Source organism: Sphingobium sp. TomMM15, assembly GCF_055397045.1.
In genome coordinates, this window is the sequence record NZ_AP027314.1 from 2,412,691 (window position 1) to 2,434,217 (window position 21,527).

The following is a 21,527-nucleotide window of genomic DNA, read 5'->3' on the forward strand; positions in this document are numbered from 1 at the left end:
AAAAAGGGATCAATATATGGATTTGAAAAAATTTGGGCATTCCGCTCGTCGGAATGCTACGTCTTCGCGCGCACTTTTGGGTGCGACTGGCCTTGCAGGTTCGCTCGGAATTTTGATGTTGGCCTTGCCTAATACCGCGCTGGCTCAGAATGAATGCGGCGCGCTGCCTGGGGCCGGTGGTCTGGTTTCCTGTCCTGCATCCGGCAATCCCTATCCGGCCGGCATCACCTACCTTCCCACGGCCGGCCTAACGGTTGTTCTCCCGGCCGACGTTTCCATTCAGACGGCTACGCCTGCAACCCCCGGTGTTCAGATGGTCGGCGCGGGTGATCTGGCAGTCGACGGCAGCGGCGCGTCAATCGCGACCAGCGGCGCGCTTTCCAATGGCGTGACGGTTTCCAGCCTGGGCGGTTCGGCAGACGTGGGACTTGCATCGGTCTCCACGACCGGTGCGGGATCGACGGCGGTCTCCGCCCTATCAGACACCGGGACTGCCAGCGTGATAACGACCGGCAACGTCACCTCCACCGGCCGCGGCGGAGCTGGCCTTTCGGCGGTGTCGGGAACGGGCGATGCATTCGTAACCGCAAACAATGTCAGCACCGTCGCTGCGCTGCCTGCGGACACGGCGACTAGCCGCAGCGCCATTTTCGCGCAGGGCGCGAACGCAGCGGTAATTTCCACCGGCACGGTGACGACGGCGGGTCGTGCTTCCTTGGGTGGAGTCGCCGATGCCATCTCCGTCACGGGGACGGCGGGTAATGCCAGCGCAGTCGTGAATAATGTCGCGGCCAGCGGCGACACGTCGCGCGCGATCGCGGTGACGGCCAGCAACAATGCCAGTGCTACGGTGAATGGGCTGGTTTCGGCTTCAGGCCTCGGCGCAGATGCGTTGGCGGTCACGGGCGGAAATCTCGCGCTGGTCACTGTGGGGCCGAATGGTCGCTTATCAGCGGCTGACGGCAACCTCATCACGCTAACGTCGGTCAATGGCAGCACCCTGTCCAACTCCGGCACGATCGGTTCCAATCCCAATGGTTTGGCGGTCCAGGCGCTTGGCGGTCCGGCAACGATCAACAACAGCGGTTCCTTGTCCAGCGACATTGTCCTGACTGCCGGCAACGATACGGTGAACAACAGCGGCACATTCGTCGTTGGCCCCAACCCCGATTTCGGAGCGGGAACCGACGCCTTCGTCAACACTGGCGTGGTCAGCCTTGGCGCGGGCGCTACGGTGGCGGGTGCATCGACATTCACGGCTCTGGAGAGCTTTTCGAACGCCGGCCTGATCGATCTGCGCAACGGTGTAGTGGGCGATAGCCTCACGCTTCCGGGCACCTTTTCGGGCACGGGCGCAAGCCAGTTGGGCGTCGATGTGCGGGCTGGCGGCAGCGATCGTCTGATCCTGGGTGGCGCTGCCACGGGGACAACGACCGTGCTGCTTGATACGCCGTCCCTTACCGCACCCATCTTCACCTCGGGCGCCGTCATCGTTCAGGCGGGTGCCCCGTCCGCGGCGTCGGCTTTTCAGTTGAACCGGGGCTTCCAGAATGCAGGCCTCGTTCGATATGAAGTCGCTTATGACCCGGCTACCCTGTCCTACAGCGTCACGGGCGGACCAAGCGACGCGGCGTTCCGCACGCTCAATTATGTGGATGGCGCCCGCAGCCTGTGGATGAAGTCCGCAGACGTGGTCACCGCGCAACTGCGGTCGCGCCGCGACTCACTCTGGGCCCATGGCGATGCTGCGAACTCCGGCAAGTTCTGGCTACAGATGCACGGATCGGTTGAGGATCGCGGTGGAAGGCGGACGGTGTCCAGCTTTGGGCAGAGCCGTGTCATCAACACAGGCTATAAGCAGGATTATTACGGGGGACAGGCCGGCTTCGACTTCGGTGGTGGCGTTGGTGAAAAGGGTGGCTTCGCCCTCGGTGTGACCGGCGGCTATATAAACTCCTCGCAAAACTTCGCTGCTTCGCCGGACAGGATCACCTTCAACGCGGTTAATGCCGGTGTCTATGGCAGCTTCACCTCGGGCAACATATTTGCAAACGTCCTCGGCAAATATGATCATTATTGGGCCAACGCCAACAGCCCGACCGGCGGCTTCAAACAGAAATTCAATGGCTCCGTCTATGGTGTACGTGGCGAGGTCGGTCTGCGGTTCGGCAGCGACGCCTTCTTCATCGAGCCTGCCGCAAGCCTGTCCTACACGCGCTCGGACATCGACAACTTCTCGGTCCTTGGCACCACTGCGGACTTTAACGAGGACGATGGCCTGCGGGGCCGCATCGGTGGGCGTGTCGGCGGACAGGTGCACATTGGGGACACGGCCGTGCTGGCACCCTATATAGGAGCCAACTATGTCCACGAGTTCAAGGGACGGGACGAGGTAAGCTTTAGCAACGGCGTGCAGACGGTCGCCTTCACCAATGACCGCATGAGGGATTATGGTGAAGCGGTTCTGGGCGTCACCATTGGCCAGACGAGCGGCATTTCCGGCTTCTTGGAGGCCAACTATGTGCGCACTTTCAGCAACGGCGGTGGCTCCAACAGCCTTGAAGGCGCTGGCGGACGGGCGGGCTTGCGCATCCGCTTCTGAATGCACGGGTGCCGCGGTCGATCCGGCCGCGGCACCTGATAGCGGACAGGATCGGAAGACACCTTTGGCCGGATTTTCATTCTAATGGGCCGGTCGGGGACGCGACGCTGGCCAGACCATGGGCCTCTAAGGAGTGGCTCCTGGGCAGACTGGGCAGCTGAAAGCTGCCCTATGTGTTTTGCCCCACGAGGCACCCACCCGTTTCGGTCACTTAGCCATCAACTTTGCATTCTCTTAAGCAGACACTCGACGTGGCCAGAACAACGCTCACAGGGAAGATGGCAATGAACAGCCGATAAAAAAATGCGGAGCATGTCACACGGCCATCCTCTGCCTCGTCATGACGGTATCCAACAGCGATGAAAGGATCCGACACATGAATGACCGCGCTGATGTCTACGCCGCTGGCGGGCCTCTTTTCAAAGCCTGGTACGATCTGTCGATGCAGGTGGAGAAATCCGGTCTCGAAAAAAGCCTGCTGGAACTGGTCAAGATCCGTGTCTCCCAGATCAACGGCTGCGCCAACTGCCTCAACATGCACACGTCCGATGCACGCAAAGCGGGCGAGACGGAGCAGCGCATCTATTTGCTCGGTGCGTGGGCGGAGGCGCCATGCTACAGCGCCCGCGAACGGGCAGCTCTCGGCTGGACCGACTGTCTAACGGAAGTTGCCACGAAGCGGGCACCTGACCATGTTTATGCTGAGCTGGCGTCGGAGTTCAGCGCGGAGGAGCAAGTGCAACTGACGCTGGCGATCAATATCATCAACGGCTGGAACCGTCTGGCTGTCGGCTTCCGTCTCTACGATCCCGCGCTCGGCTGGCCGTCGTGACCGACGATAGCGTGACCAGCTTCGACGCGCAACGAGCCGCCTTGCTGCGCGTCGCCTATCGCATGCTCGGCTCGATGGCCGATGCGGAGGACATGCTGCAGGAAGCATTCATCCGCTGGGCCAGAACCGACAGGCAAGCTGTGCGCGTCCCCGCCGCTTTTCTCCGCCGCATGGTGACACGCCTCTGCCTCGACCACCTCAAGTCCGCACGGGTGCGGCGGGAAGACTATATCGGGCCCTGGCTCCCCGACCCGATCGTGGAGGCGGAACCGCTGGATGATGTCACCCTCCCCCTCATGCTTGCGCTTGAGCGCCTTTCCCCACTCGAACGAGCGGCATTCCTGCTTCACGACCTGTTCGGTGAGAGCTTCGATGATATAGCCCGGTCCGTCGGCCGAGACGCTGCCGCCTGCCGCCAGCTTGCAGCCCGTGCGCGGGAGCATGTACGCAGCGAACGAACGCGATTTCCTGTCGAACGCGACCATGGACTGGCGATCGTTGAAGCCTTTTACGAAGCATCCCGGGCTGGTGACGCCGCAAAGCTCGGCTCACTGCTCGCCGACGATGTGCGCTTCCATTCCGATGGGGGCGGCAGACGTCCAGCCGCAGGCCGTATTCTCGATGGCGCCGTTGAGGTTTTGCGCGGACTATCCGCGATTTTTCGCCTGCGGCGCGGTCATCCTGAGTTGGTCAAGCAGGCTTTCGTGAATGGTCTGCCCGGCTTTGTCACGCGCGAGGCAGATGGCATATTGCAGACGACAGCTCTGCTCATTGAAAACGACCATGTGAAAGCGATCTATGTCATGCGGAACCCCGACAAGCTCCGGCACGTGGAAAAACTGATCCACTAATCGCTGCAGACATATCATGTACCGAACGGCGATCGACTACAGACGTTGGCGCGATGGAATCAATCCACGGAAAGGTCGTTATTCAGCAGATAGATCACACGAGATTTGCCCTACGCTGCGGTGCCCGCAAGCCCCTTTTACCAGAATTAATTCGTCGCCGAAGGAGCTGAGGAGCGCCTCAGGCTTTGTGCGGCGAAGCACTCGTAAAGCAAAGACTTCCCATGAAGATCGCGATCTCGACCGAGCTCAACTACTACGTGCCTGAAAAGGCCGATCTGCTGCTGCAGCTGGAGGCGGCGATCATCCCTGAACAGCGGGTGCTCGACGCGTACATCCAGCTGCCGCCAACGGAACACTTTGCACGTATCGCGGGGCACGACACGATTGGCGACCGAATCTGGCTGCGCACCCAGGGTCAGCTGACTGTGCGATACGACGCCATGGTCGAGATCAACCGGCTGACGGCCGACATTGCCCAGTTCGACGCGGTGCCCCCGCACCGTTTGCCGGGTGAGGTAATCGAGTACATCCTGCCCTCTCGCTACTGCGCCTCGGACGAGTTTCAGCCGATCGTTTCGGACCTGTTCGGTGACACCATCGGCGGGCAGCGCGTGGCTGCGATACGTGATTGGATCGCGGCGAATCTGACTTACGAGGCGGGCAGCTCGACCGCAGCAACCGGTGCCATGGACACCTACCATTCGCGTGATGGTGTCTGCCGCGACTTCGCGCACCTGATGATCAGCATGACAAGGGCGAGCGCCATCCCTGCGCGCTTCTGCAGCGTTTACGGCATCGGCGTGGAACCGCAAGACTTCCACGCTGTGGCCGAAGTCTTCCTCGACAACACCTGGTACATGATAGATCCGACGGGCATGTCTAGGCCCGACACGATGGCGAAGATCGGCGTCGGCCGCGATGCCGCCGACGTGTCATTCCTTACCAGCTACGGCAGTGTCGAGATGCAAAGCCAATCGCTTCAGGTAACCCCGGTGACCTAAAGACCGTCCGGGTCAATTCTGCGAGGATGGTTTGTCCAAACCCCCACCGGAATTGATACGCGTTCTTCCATCTATTCGCGCTTCAGGCCGGCCGCACGGCGACGCGGACGTCTGGCGCATCAAATGGGAACGACGGTCTACCCCATGAGCTCTCAGGGGCTTCCGACCCATCCCGGTTGTTCAGCCGCTAATTTTCCGTTCTCAACTGCGGTCGGTCTGCTTCTTCATTCTGCATGCCCAAGACTGGCCGATTTCGGACTGACGCGTTCGGAGCGGAGATGTAGGGATCGCGGCCGTTCATATGGCTCTGACTGTCGCCCCTAGTCGCCGTTGGCATCGACTGTGAAAATCATCGTTTTACCTCGTGACGCAGGATCCCATCCTGCCAATAACGCCGCCCGCACGCCCCGTGCGGCAATCGTGTCGTTGATGTGGGAACGCCCTTTCGGCAATCCTTTCATCAGGCGCTTGGGCGTAGGAAATTCCAGTATGGCCTCGCGCGGCATGTCTTGCTGACGCAACGAGACAGTCATGCCCTTCCAGCCATCACCAGAGGATAGCTGGGGCTCGCTCAGCAGTTCCCAGTCATATTTGAATCCGTCGATTTCGACTGTGCCGCCATGGCTGCGGATATTGGACATGGTTCGCCCCTAGCATGCAGATGTCGGTACTTCACCCCCTTCACTGATAGTGCAGCGTCTTCCCGAACCCCTCATTCGCCTTGGTCATCTTGGCCAGCTTCCTGAGGTGACTGCGAACATGCCGCTCGAACCGTATATCGTCATGGATGCTCGTCGCCGGATATTCGTCCTGGCCGATCAGTTCCTTAAGGCGACTGGCGAACGCGGCCTGCTTTTGGGGGCAATCGCCATGCCTGAGCGCGCGACAAACCCACTCCTCGGCAGCGGCCTTGTCATAGTCGTCGCGCGCCTCATAACCGCGCCGGTCCGCCGCCGCCTGATCCAGCCTTGACGCCTCAATCCGGCGTTCCAGCCACATGCGGACCTGTTCTCCGTCCCATGGTTTCAATGAATCCGTCATCGCTGTTTCCCATTCCAGTTCTCGGCAAGGCGCGGATTGATGTACTTGCCCGTATAATGCAGCAGTGCGCATCGCTATAGCCGACAGACAATCAGGCGGTTAAATCGACCCATGGCCCGCAAGCGTTCGAAATACGATCCCTATGACCATCTCCCACAGGAAGATGAGGCCCCTGAAGCCCCCGTGCCCTGTTGGCTGTGCGGCCGACCAACCGGCAAGACCATCGTCTGGCATCACCCCATACCCAAGAGCCGCGGCGGGCGCGATGTCGTGCCGATGCACTCCATTTGCCAGCAGACGCTGATTGCCAACTTCACCAATTCCGAACTTCAACGCCACGGGATGGAGGTGGCGGGCCTGTTGGAAAATCACAACGTGCGCAAATTCGTCGACTGGGTGGCGAAGAAGGATCCGGACTTCACGGCGACCATCGCGAAGAAGCAACGCTGATCGGGCGGACTGTCGGCGCTACAGTCCCTCGTTCGATAACAGGAGTCATGACCTCCTGGACCCAGGGAATGGAAGAGCGGTGGTCAGAAAGCGGCAGTGCGGATCAGACCGAAGGAATCGCATTCGCATCGCGCAATCCCGCGACCTTGAGATCAAGAAGGTTTTTTGCTAGCGGCTCTGGCTTCAACGGCAAATACGACGTGCCTTTGCAACACGCGGTGCGTCATCTAAATCGAATGTTCAAGGATAAACATTGCCTTCCTATAAAGCTCCCTCGTTCCAAGACCGTATTGCCGCAGCAGGATCGGCCAAGCAAAAGGCCTTGGATGCACTGAAAGCCAAGCCGCCCATCGACGAGGCAGTTATGGCGGAACGGCGCCGAGCGCGCGAAGCGCAGGATCAAGCAATTGCAATCGAGCGGGCGGCCAAGGCTGAAGCCGCTGCTTTAGCCAAAGCTCAAAAGGCGGAACGCAGAGCGGCCGAGCAGGCGGCGGAAGCTGAAAAACAAGCCGCCGCTGAGGCTGCGGCAGCACTCAAGGCCGCCAGGCTGACGCCCCCCAGCGCTGCTGAAATGAAAGCCGCTCGGGATGCTCGCTACGCTGCGCGCAAAGCTCGAAATAAATAGCTGATGCCGCCCTCCTACAGGAGGGCTGCGAGGATGCCCGACGCGCACCGTCCAGGGCGAGTTGCTCAGGGCAACGTGCCGACACGCAGCATCCACGCTAATTCTGGAGAACAGTATGGCCGATTTGTATCAGAAGGCATTGGAGTCGGAACGCCGAAGCCTGTGGGCCGAATGCAGGCTGAAAGGCCTTGCAAAGGATACTCCGGAGCGCATCCGTATAGCGGAACTGGACGAATTGCTTGCGAAGCATAAAGCCAAGAAAGGCGGCGGATCTGCTCCGTCCGGCCCTGAGGCGGAAATTCCATGAACGGTTACATCAAATTCGAGACGCCCGATGGCGATGTCCTCGCGATTAATGCAGACCGTGTCAGCTTTGTTCGACGTTACAGAGGAACTGATCAAGCCAGCGCCATTAATTTCGAAAAGGGGCATTACATCGTCGTCAGGGGCGACCTCGATGCAGTAATGGAAGCGCTCGCCGAGGCGTAATTCGCTGAGTTCGACCCTTTGTAGCCGTTCGGCCGCCAAATTTCCGGCCCTAGCTGCAGACCAGCCGCTTTTTCAACTCCTGCATTCTGGGATGGCCGTTTGCTGACTGGCGACTTTCCGGGCAGCGGGAGCCGGAAGCTGCCGCTTCGCCGCGACCATCGTACGGTGCAACAAAATCGGCAATAGGGTTGCGGAGATAAATTCTAGATCAGGTTGAAAACTACGCAGCCTGAGCAGATGCGAGGATGGCATCTCTGACCCACGTGCCCAAAAACCACGCCGGCAAACCCTGCAGAACTGCGCCATTCCTCAGGCGCAGCATGCCCGAAGGCGAAAATTAGTTACCTTGTCAAACTGAATGGTGCGGTCGAGAAGACTCGAACTTCCACGGCCTTTCGGCCACAACGACCTCAACGTTGCGCGTCTACCAATTCCGCCACGACCGCACATCTGAAGGGAAACCGGCGGTGCCGGTGCCTTGGTAGGAGGCGGCCCTTAGCAAAGGCCTTGGACCCATGCAACAACCGATCTTCATGTGCGTTTCTTTTGCCGGGTGTTGGCGATGATTCAGGCGAGCGCGGAAGAGGAGAAGGTCGCATGTCCCCCCGTTTCTGGTTGTTCGGCCTGGCGAGCGCGGGGGCCGCGTTGGTCAGTGGGCTAGGCCTTGGCCTCTACGCGACGACGCCGCCACGGCTGTCCTTCACCGATGTGCAATCCTCCTCCTATCCCGCGTCACCCATCTCGGTCACGCAATCGGAAAGCAGCACCGATCTCGCCGGGCCTGAGGAGATCAACTGCAAGGGGTGCGGCCCGACCCTCGCAGACCGGCAAATGGCAAGCATGACTGCGGGCTGGAGCGGCTATGATGATCCGGTTGTGCAGCATTATGAAGCGCAGGATCAGCAAGCCGACGATTGGCAACCGCTTGAGGATGCCCCGCCATCGCCGATGCACAGACTGCCAGCCAACATAGACCGGTTTGCGAACGGTGACGATGCGCAGCCGCAGCCGACGCAACTGGCGCAAGGCAATGGCGCGAAATTCGATTCTGCGCCTGCCGTTTCACCCGTTCCCTATTAGGCAAAGCAGCGCAGCGGCCCGACGCACTGGCTGACCCAAGCAAAAGGGGAGGAAAGCGCTCTGCCTTTCCTCCCCCTCATCCTATTCCGCAGCCACCACCTCGGCGCTTGCATCGCTCAAAGGATGGGTCAGCCGGTGCACCATCTCCTTGGGGCAAACCTGCCAGAAATGACGCCGCCAGCGATCCCAATCATCCAGGATCGTGTTCGACCATTTGCTGTCGGTCGTGACCGCATGCTCGGCGATCAGCGCCTTTAGCTGCGCTTCCCAATGGGCGCTTTCCAGCCGCTGCCAGATGATGTTTTCCGGATTGGCGCGCCGTTCGAAGCTGCCGTCCTCGTCCAGGATGAAGGCCATGCCGCCGGTCATACCCGCGCCGAAGTTCGCGCCGGTCTTGCCCAGGATCACCGCCGTGCCGCCGGTCATATATTCGCAGCCATTGGCGCCGCACCCTTCGACCACGACCTGCGCGCCCGAGTTGCGGACGGCGAAGCGTTCACCCGCCTGTCCCGCCGCGAACAGCTTGCCCGCGGTCGCGCCGTAGAGGACGGTGTTGCCGATGATCGTGTTGTCCTTGCTCGTCAGCGGCGAGGAAACCGTCGTGCGCACGACGATGGTGCCGCCCGACAGGCCCTTGCCCACATAATCATTAGCATCGCCAAAGACTTCCAGCGTGATGCCCTTGCACAGGAACGCGCCCAGCGACTGACCGGCCGACCCCCGCAGCCGCACGGTCAGGTGCCCGTCCGCTAGGGCAGACATGCCGAACCGCTCGGTCACCGCCGCCGACAGACGGGTGCCAACCGCACGATGCGTGTTGCGCACCGTATAGGTCAGCTGCATCTTCTCGCCCCGCTCGAACACGGCCTTGGCATCGCGCATCATCTGCGCGTCCAGGCTGTCGGGCACCTCGTTGCGCCATGCGGTGAGGCTGAAGCGCCGCTGGTCATCAGGCGCGTCCACCTTGGCCAGGATGGGGTTCAAATCGAGGTCGTCGAGATGCTCGGCACCGCGATTAACCTGCTTCAGCAGTTCCGTGCGCCCGATCACTTCGTCCAGGCTGCGATAGCCCAGCCGCGCCAGCACTTCGCGCACTTCCTCGGCGATGAAGGTCATGAGGTTGATGACCTTCTCCGGCGTACCGGTGAACTTCTCGCGCAGCTTCTCATCCTGCACGCACACGCCCACGGGGCAGGTGTTGCTGTGGCACTGGCGCACCATGATGCAGCCCATCGCCACTAGCGACAGCGTACCGATGCCGAACTCCTCCGCGCCCAGGATCGCCGCGATCACGATGTCGCGCCCGGTCTTGAGGCCCCCGTCCGTGCGAAGCTTCACCCGATGGCGCAGGCCATTGAGTGTCAGCACCTGATTGGCTTCGGACAGCCCCATTTCCCAAGGCGTGCCCGCATATTTGATCGACGTCTGCGGCGAAGCACCGGTGCCGCCGACATGGCCCGCGATCAGAATGACGTCGGCATGCGCCTTCGCAACACCAGCGGCAACCGTACCGATACCGGCCTGGCTGACCAGCTTGACGCACACGCGCGCGCGCGGGTTGATCTGCTTGCAGTCGTAGATGAGCTGCGCGAGATCCTCGATCGAATAGATGTCATGATGCGGCGGCGGCGAGATCAGCGTCACGCCGGGCGTCGAATGGCGCAGCTTCGCGATGAACTCGGTCACCTTGAAACCGGGCAGCTGGCCGCCTTCGCCGGGCTTGGCGCCCTGTGCGACCTTGATCTCGATCTCCTCGGCAGACCCCAGATATTCGGCATGAACGCCAAAGCGGCCGGACGCGATCTGCTTGATCACGCTGTTCGCATTGTCGCCATTCTCATAGGGTTTGAAGCGGGCCGCATCCTCGCCGCCTTCGCCCGACACGGCCTTGGCGCCGATGCGATTCATCGCGATCGCCAGCGTCTCATGCGCTTCCGGCGACAGCGCGCCCAGCGACATGCCCGGCGTCACGAAGCGCTTGCGGATTTCCGTCGTCGCTTCGACCTCGTCGATCGGCACTGCCTCCCGCGCGAAGTTGAACTCCAGCAGGTCGCGCAGATAGACCGGCGGCAAATCCCGCACGCCGCGCGAGAATTGCAGATAAGTCGAATAGCTGTCCGTCCCGACCGCCGTCTGCAACAGGTGCATCAGCTGCGCGGAATAAGCGTGGCTCTCCCCGCCATTGCGCTGGCGATAAAAGCCGCCGACCGGCAGGCGCACGACCGCGCTGTCATAGGCCGCCTCATGCCGCAGCACGGCATTATGATGCAGCGACGCATAGCCTTCGCCCGAAATCTTCGCGGGCATGCCGGGGAACAGGTCGTTGACCAGCGCGCGGGACAGGCCAACCGCCTCGAAATTATAGCCGCCGCGATAGCTGCTGATGACGGCAATGCCCATCTTGGACATGATCTTCAGCAGGCCTTCATTGATGGCGACGCGGAACCGTTCGAAGCAGGCTTCCAGCGTCAAGTCGCCGAACAGGCCCCTCGCATGGCGATCCGCAATGCTCGCTTCGGCAAGATAGGCGTTCACCGTGGTCGCGCCGACGCCGATCAGCACCGCGAAATAATGGGTGTCGAGCGCTTCGGCGCACCGCACGTTGATCGACGCGTAGCTGCGCAGCCCCTTGCGGACCAGATGCGTGTGCACTGCCGCCGCCGCCAGCACGCCCGCTATCGCCACCTTGTCGGCATTGACATGCTCGTCGGTCAGGAAGATTTCGGTGCAGCCTTCGCGCACAGCCTGCTCCGCTTCCTCCCTGATGCGGGTGATCGCGGAGCGCAACTGTTCCTGCCCGCCTTCCGCCGGGAAGGTGCAGTCAATTTCCGCGACCGCCGGGCCGAAATGCGCCTTCAACCGCGCCCATTCGGACGAGACCAGAACGGGCGATTCCAGCACCAGCACATGGCTGTTCTGCGTATCCTGCTCCAGGATATTGTGCAGGTTGGAAAAGCGCGTGCGCAGGCTCATCACATGCCGCTCGCGCAAGCTGTCGATCGGCGGGTTGGTGACCTGGCTGAAATTCTGGCGGAAGAAATGGCTGACCGTGCGCGGCTTGTCGGAAATGACGGCCAGCGGCGTGTCATCACCCATCGATCCGACGGCTTCCTTCGCATCCTCGACCATCGGGGCGAGGATCAGCTCCATATCCTCCAGCGTCAGGTTTGCGGCAACCTGGCGGCGCGTCAGCTCGGCCTTGTCCCAGGCGGGCAGGGCGCTGGCGGTCTGTGGCAGATCGCCGACCTTCATGAAGTCCTTGATCAGCTCGGCATAGGGCCTCTCGCCCGCAATCTGGTCCTTGATCGCGCGGTCGTCGTAGATTGCGCCTTCCTGCAGATCGACGGCGATCATCTGCCCCGGCCCCATGCGGCCCTTCTTGACGATGGTGGTTTCGGGGACGACGACCATGCCGGTCTCCGACCCCACGATCAGCAGATTGTCGCCGGTCAGCGTGTAGCGCAGCGGCCGCAGCGCATTGCGGTCGACGCCCGCCACGACCCAACGGCCATCGGTCATCGCCAGCGCGGCGGGGCCGTCCCACGGCTCCATCACGGAGGCGAGATATTCATACATGTCGACATGGCTCTGCGGCGTTTCGCCCGCAGCCGCCTGCCACGCCTCCGGCACCAGCATCAGCTTGGCCGTCGGCGCATCGCGGCCAGACCGGCAGATCGCCTCGAACACGGCGTCGAGCGCGGCGGTATCCGACGCGCCAGCCGGGATCACCGGCTTGATGTCCTCCGAATGATCGCCGAAGGCCAGCGAAGCCATCTTGATCTCGTGGCTCTTCATCCAATTCTTGTTGCCGCGAATGGTGTTGATCTCACCATTATGCGCGAGCGTGCGGAACGGCTGGGCCAGCCACCATTGCGGGAAGGTGTTGGTCGAATAACGCTGGTGGAAGATCGCGACCCGGCTCTCGAACCGCTCGTCCCGCAGGTCTGGATAAAAGACCGACAGCGATTCCGCGAGGAACAGGCCCTTATAGATGATCGACCGGCACGACAGGCTACAGATGTAGAAATCCTGTATCTGCGCGGCGATGACCTTCTTCTCGATCCGGCGACGGATGAGGTAGAGGTCCTTCTCAAACTCGACCTGATCGCGCTCTTCGGGCATCGGCCCGGCGATCATGATCTGCTCGATCTCGGGACGGGTGCGCTGCGCCTTCTCGCCAATGACGGACACATCGACGGGCACCTGACGCCAGCCATAGATGGTGTAGCCCGCTTCGATGATCTCGGATTCAACGATCGTGCGGCAAGTCTCCTGCGCGCTCAAATCCGTGCGCGGCAGGAAGATCATGCCGACAGCCAGCCGGTTGGGCAGGGGCTTATGCCCCGAATCTGCGATCGCATCGTCAAAGAAGCGCACCGGCAGATCGACATGGATGCCCGCGCCATCGCCGGTCTTGCCATCGGCATCGACCGCGCCACGGTGCCACACGGCCTTCAGCGCATCGATCGCCGAAGCGACCACGCGGCGGCTCGCCCGGCCATCCGTCGCGGCGACAAGGCCGACGCCGCAGGCATCGCCTTCAAATTCTGGGCGGTACATGCCTTCACGCGCGAGGCGGATGCGTTCGCTTTCCGTGGTCATGATGAACTTCCCTTGATCTTCTGTGACGCGGCCCACTCTTCGACCGCTTGTTTGATTTTGGCCTCCAGAGCAGGCTGATGCTCGCTGGATGCCTTAAGGCCGATCTGCGCCAGTCGCGGCATCATCTGTGGCATGACACTTTGCGCCTTGCGCATCACAGGATCAGTTTGGAGGACGGCTAAGCGTTGTAACTCTGCTGCACTGAAATAATCCGCATAGATCTGCGCCGCGTCATCGAGCGCCGTCCGCTTCATATCAGCAAGCATCGCTACCAGTTCCTCGTTCACGACACGGCGTAATGTCTGTTTCAGATCGGCGGGCATGGTGATGCCCAACTTCGATTCTTGCTGGACGACATTATGTTCGAAAGCAGTAGTAGCCATCGCCAGACCCGTCTGTTCCATCTGCCGCTCAAAGTCGGTGGCCACCAGCAGGTCGCGCGCAGCCGCGAGGGCGGCCAGCCGGTCGCCGGTTTGGGCGCTCGCTGGTGCGACTGCAAAGGCCAGGGCCAGGGGGATAGCAATCAGCCTCATGCCGCTTGTCTCTCGCCGACCGCAGCCTTGGCCTTCGCCTTCAGATAACGGTGCATATGCTCGGTCACATCACGGCCGTCGCGGATCGCCCATACGACCAGCGAAGCGCCCCGCACGATGTCGCCAGCGGCGAACACGCCGTCCATCGACGTCATCATCGTCTTGTGATCGACACGCAGCGTGCCCCAGCGGGTGACCGACAGATCCTCCGCGCCGAACAGCCTCGGCAACTCTTCGGGATCATAGCCTAGCGCCTTGATGACGAGATCAGCGTCCAACGTGTGTTCGGTGCCCGGATCGGCCTCCGGCGCGCGGCGGCCCGAAGCGTCGGGCTGGCCGAGGCGCATCTTCGTCACCTTGACGCCGGTGACATGTTCCGTGCCCTCGAACGCGATCGGCGCGGAAAGCCAGACGAACTCGACGCCTTCCTCCTCCGCATTCTGAACCTCGCGTTGCGAGCCCGGCATATTCTCCCGGTCGCGGCGGTAGAGGCACTTCACCGAAGTCGCACCCTGACGCACGGCCGTGCGGACGCAGTCCATCGCCGTGTCACCGCCCCCGATGACGACCACCTTCTTGCCATTGGCATGCAGCGATCCGTCCTCATGCTCCGGCACTGCGTCACCGAACCCGGCCTTGTTGGAAGCGATGAGGAAGTCGAGCGCCTTGACCACGCCCGGCGCGCCGACCCCCGGCGCCTTGATGTCGCGCGGCTTGTAGACGCCGGTGGCGATCAGGATGGCGTCATGGCGGCTGCGCAACTCTTCCATCGACGCATCGCGGCCGACCTCAAAGCCTTCATGGAAGACAATGCCGCCGCCCTTCAGACGCTGGACGCGGCGCATGACCACATCCTTTTCCAGCTTGAAGCCGGGGATGCCATAGGTCAGCAGCCCGCCCGCGCGGTCGTGCCGGTCATAGACATGCACCTCATAGCCCGCCACGCGCAGATATTCGGCGGTTGTGAGCCCCGCCGGACCCGCCCCGATCACGCCCACCGACTGACCCAGCGGCTTGCCAGGAACCAGCGGCTCAACCCAGCCTTCTTTCCAGGCGGTGTCGGTGATGAACTTTTCAACAGAGCCGATCGTGACCGCGCCATGGCCTGAAAATTCGATGACGCAATTGCCTTCGCACAGCCGGTCCTGCGGACAGATGCGGCCGCAGATCTCCGGCATCGTGCTGGTGAGATTGCTCAGCTCATAGGCTTCGCGCAGCCGCCCTTCGGCGGTCAGGCGCAGCCAGTCCGGGATATGGTTGTGCAGCGGGCAGTGGGTCGAGCAATAAGGCACGCCACATTGCGAGCAACGCGCCGCCTGCTCTTCCGCTCGCTCCAGCAGGAAGCTGCTGCTGATTTCCAGGAAATCGTCGGCCCGATCATCGGCCGAACGCTTCTCGGGATAGGCTTGGCCCGTTCCCACGAATTTCAGCATCGGATTGTCAGCCATGATGAGTCCCTAATCTGTTCAGGGACCACATAGCAGAAAAACCGCCAAAGTCACGCGGATTCGCGCACAAAGGTCATGTTACCTGACCTAAACTGACACTATTTCCAACACGTCTGATCGAAAGCGCGATCAATAAGGCTGAATATAGGACCGATCCGGATCTACCTCAACCACAACCATATGAGCGCGCCCGTCCCAGCGATGATCCGATACCAGGCAAAGGGGACAAAACCCTGGCGAGAAACCAAGCCGACGAACCACCGGATAACCAGCAGCGCGACGATGAAAGACACGACAAAACCCAAGGCGATGCTGCCCCAGCCCACCGTGGCGGAGGTCACGTCGCTACCCTTTTTCAGCAGCTCCAGCGTCGACGCGCCCAGCATCGTCGGGATAGCCAGAAAGAAGCTGAACTCCGCCGCCGTCCGCCGCTCGACGCCCAGCGCCAGCGCGCCCATGATTGTCGCGCCCGACCGGCTAACCCCCGGGATCATGGAAATGCACTGGATGAACCCGATGCCGATCACTCGCGCCAATGGGATGTCGGCAATGCCGTGAAAGCGGTTATCCTTCGCCATCCGCTCGATCGCCAATATGGCGATGCCGCCGATGATCAGCGCCCAGGCAACCACCTGAGGCGCACCCAGCAGCACTTCGATATAATCATGCATCGCCAGCCCGACCACGACGGACGGCAGAAAGGCGACCAGCAGGTTGCGCAGAAACCGCCAGCTCATGGGTTCCTTGCGCAGCAGCCCCATAGCCACCGCCCAAAACGTCCGCCAGTACAGCACCACCACCGCCAAAATCGCGCCCAGCTGGATGATGACGTTGAACATCGCCCAGGTCGCCGCGTCATAACCCAGCAGCTCGCTCGCCAATATCAGGTGCCCGGTGGAGGACACGGGCAGGAATTCGGTCAGCCCCTCGACGATGCCAAGCAGGATGACCGTCAGAAAATGGAGGTCCATGGGCGGCTCTGGTCCTTGAGCTGGAAAGGGAAATCCGCGCGGAACCCGGCGGAGGAAAGATCGCGCTTATTGTGCAGATGCGGGAAGCGCGTGCAATGCACGGCAACGCTCATCGCCGCGCCATCCCGTCATTCCATCGACAGTCGGACAGGCGGCGATGGCGCGCGCGCTCAGGTCAGGCCTTGACGCGTCCGGCGAAGCGGCCATGGCGGCGGTAGCGGACCAACCAGCTGTCGGCGATCGCCTCCATCGGCGTGGGTGACACGCCCAACTCAGCAAGACCCGGCTTGCCCGCCGACACGATATTGTCCTTCTGCAACATCGCATATTGGTCCCGCGTGATCGGCGCGCCCGGCAGCCAGCCAAAGCTCGCGATGGTCGATGCGATCGGCGCAGGCACCGCGATCAGGCTGCGATTGCGACCAATGGCCTTGGCGATCCAGCTGTTCAGCTCCATCATGCTGAGCTGTCGCGGACCGCCCAATTCGAAGGTCTTGCCGCCATGAAGGCCGGGGTCGGCCGCTGCATTGACGACCGCCTGCGCGACGTCGGCGACATAGACCGGTTGGAACTTCGTGTCGGCCCCGATGACCGGAACCACCGGCAGGCGGCTGATCAGCTCAGCGAAGCGGTTAAGGAACTGGTCTTCCGGCCCGAAGATGATCGACGGACGAATGATGGTCGCGGCAGGGAAAGCTGCCCGAACCGCCACCTCGCCCGCAGCCTTGGACCGTCCATAGGCGGAAGGGCTCTCCGCATCCGCGCCGATGGCCGAGACATGAACCAGCGCCTTGACCCCGGCTTCCGCCGCGGCCTTCGCTACATTGGCCGCGCCGTCATGATGCGATCCTTCCAGGTCGCCGCTCAGCACGCCGACCAGATTGATGACGATATCGCTCCCCGCAATCGCCCGAGCGACGCTCTGCGCATTCCGAATATCGGCCGCGACAAGTTGCTTCTGCCCCAGCGCACCCAGAGGCTGGATGCGAAAGGCGCTCGCCAGGTCGCGCTGGGCTATGCGCACCCGCGCGCCGCGTTCCATCAGGGCCTGGGCGACCTGTCGGCCAAGGAAGCCGCCGCCGCCGAACACCGTAACCAGATTGTCCTTCATCACGCGTTCCATGCCTGTCCTGCTTGGGGAAAATGACTTAGCTCCCCTTGCAACAGCCGCCGCCCGCTGACAACAGCCGGGCGGCGGTCCCTGTTCCTTTTTTAACCGATCCAGCCTTGCAGGTCCGCGATCATCCACAGCCCAAGGCCCAGGAACAGCAGCGCCGCGCCGATCTGCAACGCGCGCATCGGCACCTTCTTCGCCAGCGCTTCGCCAAACAGCACCGCAGGCACATTGGCGATCATCATGCCCAGCGTCGTGCCCGCCGTCACCGCCAGCACATTGTCGAACTGCGCGCCCAGCGCCACGGTGGCGACCTGCGTCTTGTCGCCCATCTCCACCAGGAAGAAGGCGATCAGCGTCGTCACGAAAACCCCCGCCTTCGACGGCGCCTTCAGCGGCTCGTCCTCATCGATCTTGTCGGGGATTAGCGTCCATCCCGCCATCGCGATGAAGCTCGCCGCCACGGCATAGCGGAACCATGGCTGCGTCAGCACGCCCGCGATCGAATGACCGACCAGCGCCGCGAGGAAATGATTGGCCATGGTGGCGAACAGGATGCCGAGTATGATCGGCACCGGCTTCCTGAAACGGGTGGCGAGCAGCATGGCCAGCAACTGCGTCTTGTCGCCCATCTCGGCGAGCGCGACCAGTGCGGTGGAGGTGAAGAGAGCGTCCATCGATAACAATCCGGGGCCGGGCGTAGGGTTGAAGACGCAATGCCACCGCCTCCTCCCGCCCGGCCGGACAGGGAAGAGCCGATGCCATTGGTCTCGCCCGATACGGCCCGCTCAAGGCGTTCGCCTTGGCTTCCCGTATCCCGCATGCCACGGCCTCTCGGCCAAATATGTTGACATACGGCCCGTCCGACCAAGCGAACGGCTGGCTACTCCCCAGATGACCGCCCGCCTTTAGGAGAGATTGGTGGTGTATGCAATGGAGCGAAGGGCAGGGGAGGGCTTCACATCATCGCCGCTTTCAAAAGGCCGCCCAGCCCAGCGAGCGCGGCGACGGTCAGAGCGACCACCCACGCCGTAACAGTCCGGGGTTTGTCTTGATCTTCCTGCCTTTCCGCGAGGCTGGAGCCCGCCAGCGCCTGGTGATGCGCATAATCCAGAAATTCGTCGAGATTGCTCCACCCGTTGCGGTTCGCATCTTCCCAGGCGTCGTTTCTGGTCGCGTCGGTGCCGTTCGCCTTTTCCCATTGGTCGGACATGCCGTCTCCGTCGGAATCCGCATAAGGCGTTCCATCGGCTATCTCGGGAAGGATGCCGGGCTCACGACGGATCTTGCCGGTTCCCTGCTTCACCTCCTTCACGATCCGGGTGTCCACCGTATCACGGGGAAAGGCCCCGGCCGTCGTCAGCGCGCGATGATAGGCCTGCCTGGCGTCGATGACCGGGGCGCCGATGGGACATGATGGCGTCTGCACCATCGCTTCGCGCACATAGGGCGGCGGCTCCCGGACGATCCTGCCATCAATATAATTGCCCGCCTCATATATCTGCGCGCGGCCGGTCGAATTCACCGACTGGCGAGCGATAATGTATCGCCCGGGCACCATATTGGGTCCCGCCTTGAAGTAGTTTCCCACGATATTGACCGGGCTTCCGCCATGCTGTTCCCAAACTTCGACGAAATCGGAACGCGCATTGTAGATCAGGTTGTTGACCACATCGACGCAGGAACCGGGGAAGAAGTTGACGTCGGGATTCCTGTCGCCGTTATGGGCGCAGATATTGCCGATGAACGTCAATTTCTGGCTGCCTGTGGCATCGCTGCTTAGAAGCGCGCATTTGTCATGCCTGCGCAATCCCTCGGCAAGGATGGAATTGGATATCGTTATATTGTCGTTCTGCCCCTGACCGCCGACGGTTTCATCCTCCGACCACGACACGCTGACATGGTCGATGATGACGTTGCTGCTTTTTTCGAAGATGATCCCGCTGTCGGAAGCGCGCGTGTCCCCCCGGTTGTCCAGCCGCACCCTGATGTGGCGAATGATGACATCATGCGTGTTCTTGGCGACAAGGGGCGTCAGGCCGTATCGGCCGCCCGCATGCGTGATCAATATACCGCCACCGGGCGCCGTCTGCCCCGCGATGGTGATATAGGGATTGCGGATCACCGGCCGATCGGTCGTCCAGCGGATGACCCCGCCGACCCGGAAAATGCATGTGCGCGGCCCCCGTGCGTCGATGCAGGCGCGCAATGTTCCCGGCCCGCTGTCGGCCAGGCTCGTCACCGCTATGATCGCGCCGCCTCGCCCGCCCTGGGTGAACCGACCATAGCCCACCGCACCGGGAAAGGCTTCCAGGGTCCTGGCCTCGGCGGCAACGGGCATGATCGCCAGTAATAAGGCGACCGCTTTCGGCAGACCCCAGGCGCGCATCGACAGCTCCCCGCCCGCAGGCAAGGGATGCCGCCTGATGTGCCCGGCGGAGGCTATTTCCCCGGCCATGCCTGTTTCTCGCGCCGATTTCATGCCCCAATGATCGTCAAAGCGCCGCAAATCGAAACAACTATTCCGGACCTATCCGGGGAGTAAAAGCGATCCCCCCAAGGAGTGGCCCTTGTCCGAAATCGCAAGTGTGGACCCGGTGGGGCTCCTGTAGAAAATCGGGATGGATCAAAGCCATGGGAAAGTTTCGTGACCGTCCGCCATGCCCTGCGCGCCATCACGATCAACCTGTCCCGGCCGATGATGTCCACGGCGGCGCTGAACTGAGGATGGTGGGGGATGGCCTTGGAAATGCACTCGAAGGAACTGCGCGGCGGAGCCTACCTCGCGCCGATATTCATGGCCACCATGCTCGTGGCGCTTGTCCTGCCCATGTTCTTCGAGGTCTACCGAACCGTCTATTATGGCACCATGTCCTATGATGACTATTCGCGCTATCTGCTGTGGGTGCTGGGCGAACCGGGCGGGAAGATCCCACCCAGCCCGCACGTCTATCGCATCGGTTCGGTAATCCTCGCAGCACCCTTCTACCAGCTGCCGGTCATCCTGTTTTCGGGGCAGGGCATTCATCACGCGCCTGTCGTGATGCAGCCGGAATATGTAAGGGCCTTGCAGGCGATGTGCGCGGCCAACGCGGCCTATGCGGCGATATCCGCCTGCCTTGTCGGCCTCTATCTCGCCTTCTGGCGCAATGTTTCGGTGGGCTGGGCCTTTTCCGCCACCCTCATCTTCCTGTTGCTGACACGCTATCTCGGTATGGGCTCAGCCGACGGTATAGCGACGCTGCCGCTCGTAATCGCGGCCATTGCGATGATAGAGCGCAGGATCGCCATCTTCGCCGCCGCCGTCATCCTGGGGACCATCGTCAATGAAAAGGTGGCCCTGATCGCCTTCTTTGGCGCGAGCCTCCGCATGCTGTTCGTGGTGGAGCATCGCAAGGTCTATTTCGTCATGGCATGCGTCGCCGCCGTCGCGCTGGCAGCCTATGCGGCGACCGTCCTCACCCTCGCCATGCCCGGCCTCGACAATCAACGGGACCCCGGCACCTATATTTCAGGGATGATCGGTTCGATCCGTCATCTTTTCGGCATGAAGGGTGCCTATCAGAATCTCTGGCCCCCGATCGTCGTGATCATCCTGTGGTGGACCGCAATTCGGCCGAGCCGGGACCCGATGGTCTATTTTTGCGACATCGGCGGCGTCATCGCCTTGTTCCTGTTCGCGCTGGCGCTGGACGTCCAATATAATGTCGGCCGCATCGTGATGTTCTCGATGCCGCTGTTTCTGCTTGGCGCTGTGGAGAGCATGGCGCGGTCGCGACTGGGTGCGGCATCAGATACCTCGAACCGTCCGGTGCGTGGTGCGGCAAAATCCTCCGCCCCGATCGCGGCATTTCCCGAACATTCCTAAGGCATCAGCGGCGGCGAAAA

The 21,527-nt window shown here is 61.9% G+C and carries 19 protein-coding genes, 1 tRNA gene and 1 riboswitch; of the genes, 10 read left to right on the forward strand and 10 right to left on the reverse strand.

From position 1 onward, the window contains the following. The first annotated feature begins 115 nt into the window (after nt 1-115). The 4 genes from ACZ51H_RS12015 to ACZ51H_RS12030 all read left to right on the forward strand — a co-directional run bounded on the left by ACZ51H_RS12015 (nt 116) and on the right by ACZ51H_RS12030 (nt 5,286). A complete protein-coding gene (locus tag ACZ51H_RS12015; RefSeq protein WP_464801972.1) occupies nt 116-2,602 on the forward strand; it encodes an autotransporter domain-containing protein in 2,487 nt (828 codons plus the stop codon). A 376-nt stretch (nt 2,603-2,978) separates the two neighbouring features. Further along, nucleotides 2,979-3,434 (forward strand): carboxymuconolactone decarboxylase family protein, encoded by a 456-nt coding sequence (locus ACZ51H_RS12020; protein ID WP_464801973.1) that lies wholly within the window; start codon nt 2,979-2,981, stop codon nt 3,432-3,434. After that, nucleotides 3,431-4,285, forward strand: coding sequence for a sigma-70 family RNA polymerase sigma factor (locus tag ACZ51H_RS12025; RefSeq protein WP_464801974.1), 855 nt, complete (start codon nt 3,431-3,433; stop codon nt 4,283-4,285). The genes ACZ51H_RS12020 and ACZ51H_RS12025 overlap by 4 nt, the downstream gene beginning before the upstream one ends. 221 nt (nt 4,286-4,506) lie before the next feature. Next, on the forward strand, nt 4,507-5,286 hold the full coding sequence (locus ACZ51H_RS12030; RefSeq protein ID WP_464801975.1) for a transglutaminase-like domain-containing protein: 780 nt from the start codon (nt 4,507-4,509) through the stop codon (nt 5,284-5,286). A 320-nt stretch (nt 5,287-5,606) separates the two neighbouring features. Here the strand turns inward: ACZ51H_RS12030 and ACZ51H_RS12035 are convergent, their stop codons facing one another. Both ACZ51H_RS12035 and ACZ51H_RS12040 read right to left on the reverse strand, forming a co-directional pair. Then, entirely contained in the window at nt 5,607-5,927 is a 321-nt protein-coding gene (locus ACZ51H_RS12035) for a hypothetical protein (protein ID WP_449470751.1), read from the reverse strand. A 40-nt stretch (nt 5,928-5,967) separates the two neighbouring features. Beyond that, nucleotides 5,968-6,327: a hypothetical protein gene (locus tag ACZ51H_RS12040; protein WP_464794068.1), complete on the reverse strand. Its 360-nt coding sequence runs from the start codon at nt 6,325-6,327 to the stop codon at nt 5,968-5,970. Nucleotides 6,328-6,438: 111 nt separating this feature from the next. Here ACZ51H_RS12040 and ACZ51H_RS12045 point away from each other — a divergent pair, with 111 nt between their 5' ends. From ACZ51H_RS12045 to ACZ51H_RS12060, 4 genes are all read left to right on the forward strand, one after another. Then, nucleotides 6,439-6,777, forward strand: a complete 339-nt coding sequence (locus tag ACZ51H_RS12045; protein WP_449470754.1) for a hypothetical protein — start codon at nt 6,439-6,441, stop codon at nt 6,775-6,777. Nucleotides 6,778-7,030: 253 nt separating this feature from the next. Further along, nucleotides 7,031-7,402 carry a DUF6481 family protein gene (locus ACZ51H_RS12050; protein WP_449470756.1) on the forward strand — a complete coding sequence of 124 codons (372 nt, stop codon included), beginning with the start codon at nt 7,031-7,033 and terminating at the stop codon, nt 7,400-7,402. A 115-nt stretch (nt 7,403-7,517) separates the two neighbouring features. Further along, entirely contained in the window at nt 7,518-7,709 is a 192-nt protein-coding gene (locus ACZ51H_RS12055; protein ID WP_449470757.1) for a hypothetical protein, read from the forward strand. Continuing rightward, a complete protein-coding gene (locus tag ACZ51H_RS12060; RefSeq protein WP_449470759.1) occupies nt 7,706-7,891 on the forward strand; it encodes a hypothetical protein in 186 nt (61 codons plus the stop codon). Before ACZ51H_RS12055 ends, ACZ51H_RS12060 begins: the two co-directional genes overlap by 4 nt. A 359-nt stretch (nt 7,892-8,250) precedes the next feature. Here ACZ51H_RS12060 and ACZ51H_RS12065 read toward each other — a convergent pair. Next, nucleotides 8,251-8,337 (reverse strand) — tRNA-Leu (locus ACZ51H_RS12065). A gap of 151 nt (nt 8,338-8,488) precedes the next feature. Between ACZ51H_RS12065 and ACZ51H_RS12070 the strand changes: the two genes are divergently transcribed. Next, entirely contained in the window at nt 8,489-8,971 is a 483-nt protein-coding gene (locus ACZ51H_RS12070; RefSeq protein ID WP_464801976.1) for a hypothetical protein, read from the forward strand. An 81-nt stretch (nt 8,972-9,052) separates the two neighbouring features. On the opposite strand, the gene gltB is transcribed toward ACZ51H_RS12070, so the two are convergent. From gltB to ACZ51H_RS12105, 7 genes are all read right to left on the reverse strand, one after another. After that, a complete protein-coding gene (gene gltB / locus ACZ51H_RS12075) occupies nt 9,053-13,573 on the reverse strand; it encodes a glutamate synthase large subunit (protein WP_464801977.1) in 4,521 nt (1,506 codons plus the stop codon). Beyond that, a complete protein-coding gene (locus ACZ51H_RS12080) occupies nt 13,570-14,106 on the reverse strand; it encodes a DUF2059 domain-containing protein (RefSeq protein WP_460987164.1) in 537 nt (178 codons plus the stop codon). The genes gltB and ACZ51H_RS12080 overlap by 4 nt, the downstream gene beginning before the upstream one ends. Beyond that, nucleotides 14,103-15,554, reverse strand: a complete 1,452-nt coding sequence (locus tag ACZ51H_RS12085; RefSeq protein ID WP_464801978.1) for an NAD(P)-dependent oxidoreductase — start codon at nt 15,552-15,554, stop codon at nt 14,103-14,105. The genes ACZ51H_RS12080 and ACZ51H_RS12085 overlap by 4 nt, the downstream gene beginning before the upstream one ends. Before the next feature lie 161 nt (nt 15,555-15,715). Beyond that, nucleotides 15,716-16,525 (reverse strand): undecaprenyl-diphosphate phosphatase, encoded by an 810-nt coding sequence (locus ACZ51H_RS12090; RefSeq protein ID WP_449470765.1) that lies wholly within the window; start codon nt 16,523-16,525, stop codon nt 15,716-15,718. Between the two features lie 175 nt (nt 16,526-16,700). After that, nucleotides 16,701-17,648 carry a complex I NDUFA9 subunit family protein gene (locus ACZ51H_RS12095; RefSeq protein WP_464801979.1) on the reverse strand — a complete coding sequence of 316 codons (948 nt, stop codon included), beginning with the start codon at nt 17,646-17,648 and terminating at the stop codon, nt 16,701-16,703. A gap of 89 nt (nt 17,649-17,737) precedes the next feature. After that, entirely contained in the window at nt 17,738-18,316 is a 579-nt protein-coding gene (locus tag ACZ51H_RS12100) for a TMEM165/GDT1 family protein (RefSeq protein ID WP_464801980.1), read from the reverse strand. 99 nt (nt 18,317-18,415) lie between these two features. Further along, nucleotides 18,416-18,544: riboswitch (yybP-ykoY riboswitch) on the reverse strand. A 53-nt stretch (nt 18,545-18,597) separates the two neighbouring features. Then, nucleotides 18,598-20,097, reverse strand: coding sequence for a pectate lyase family protein (locus ACZ51H_RS12105; RefSeq protein WP_464801981.1), 1,500 nt, complete (start codon nt 20,095-20,097; stop codon nt 18,598-18,600). Between the two features lie 279 nt (nt 20,098-20,376). Between ACZ51H_RS12105 and ACZ51H_RS12110 the strand changes: the two genes are divergently transcribed. Further along, nucleotides 20,377-21,507, forward strand: coding sequence for a hypothetical protein (locus tag ACZ51H_RS12110; protein ID WP_464801982.1), 1,131 nt, complete (start codon nt 20,377-20,379; stop codon nt 21,505-21,507). The last annotated feature ends 20 nt before the right edge of the window (nt 21,508-21,527 follow it).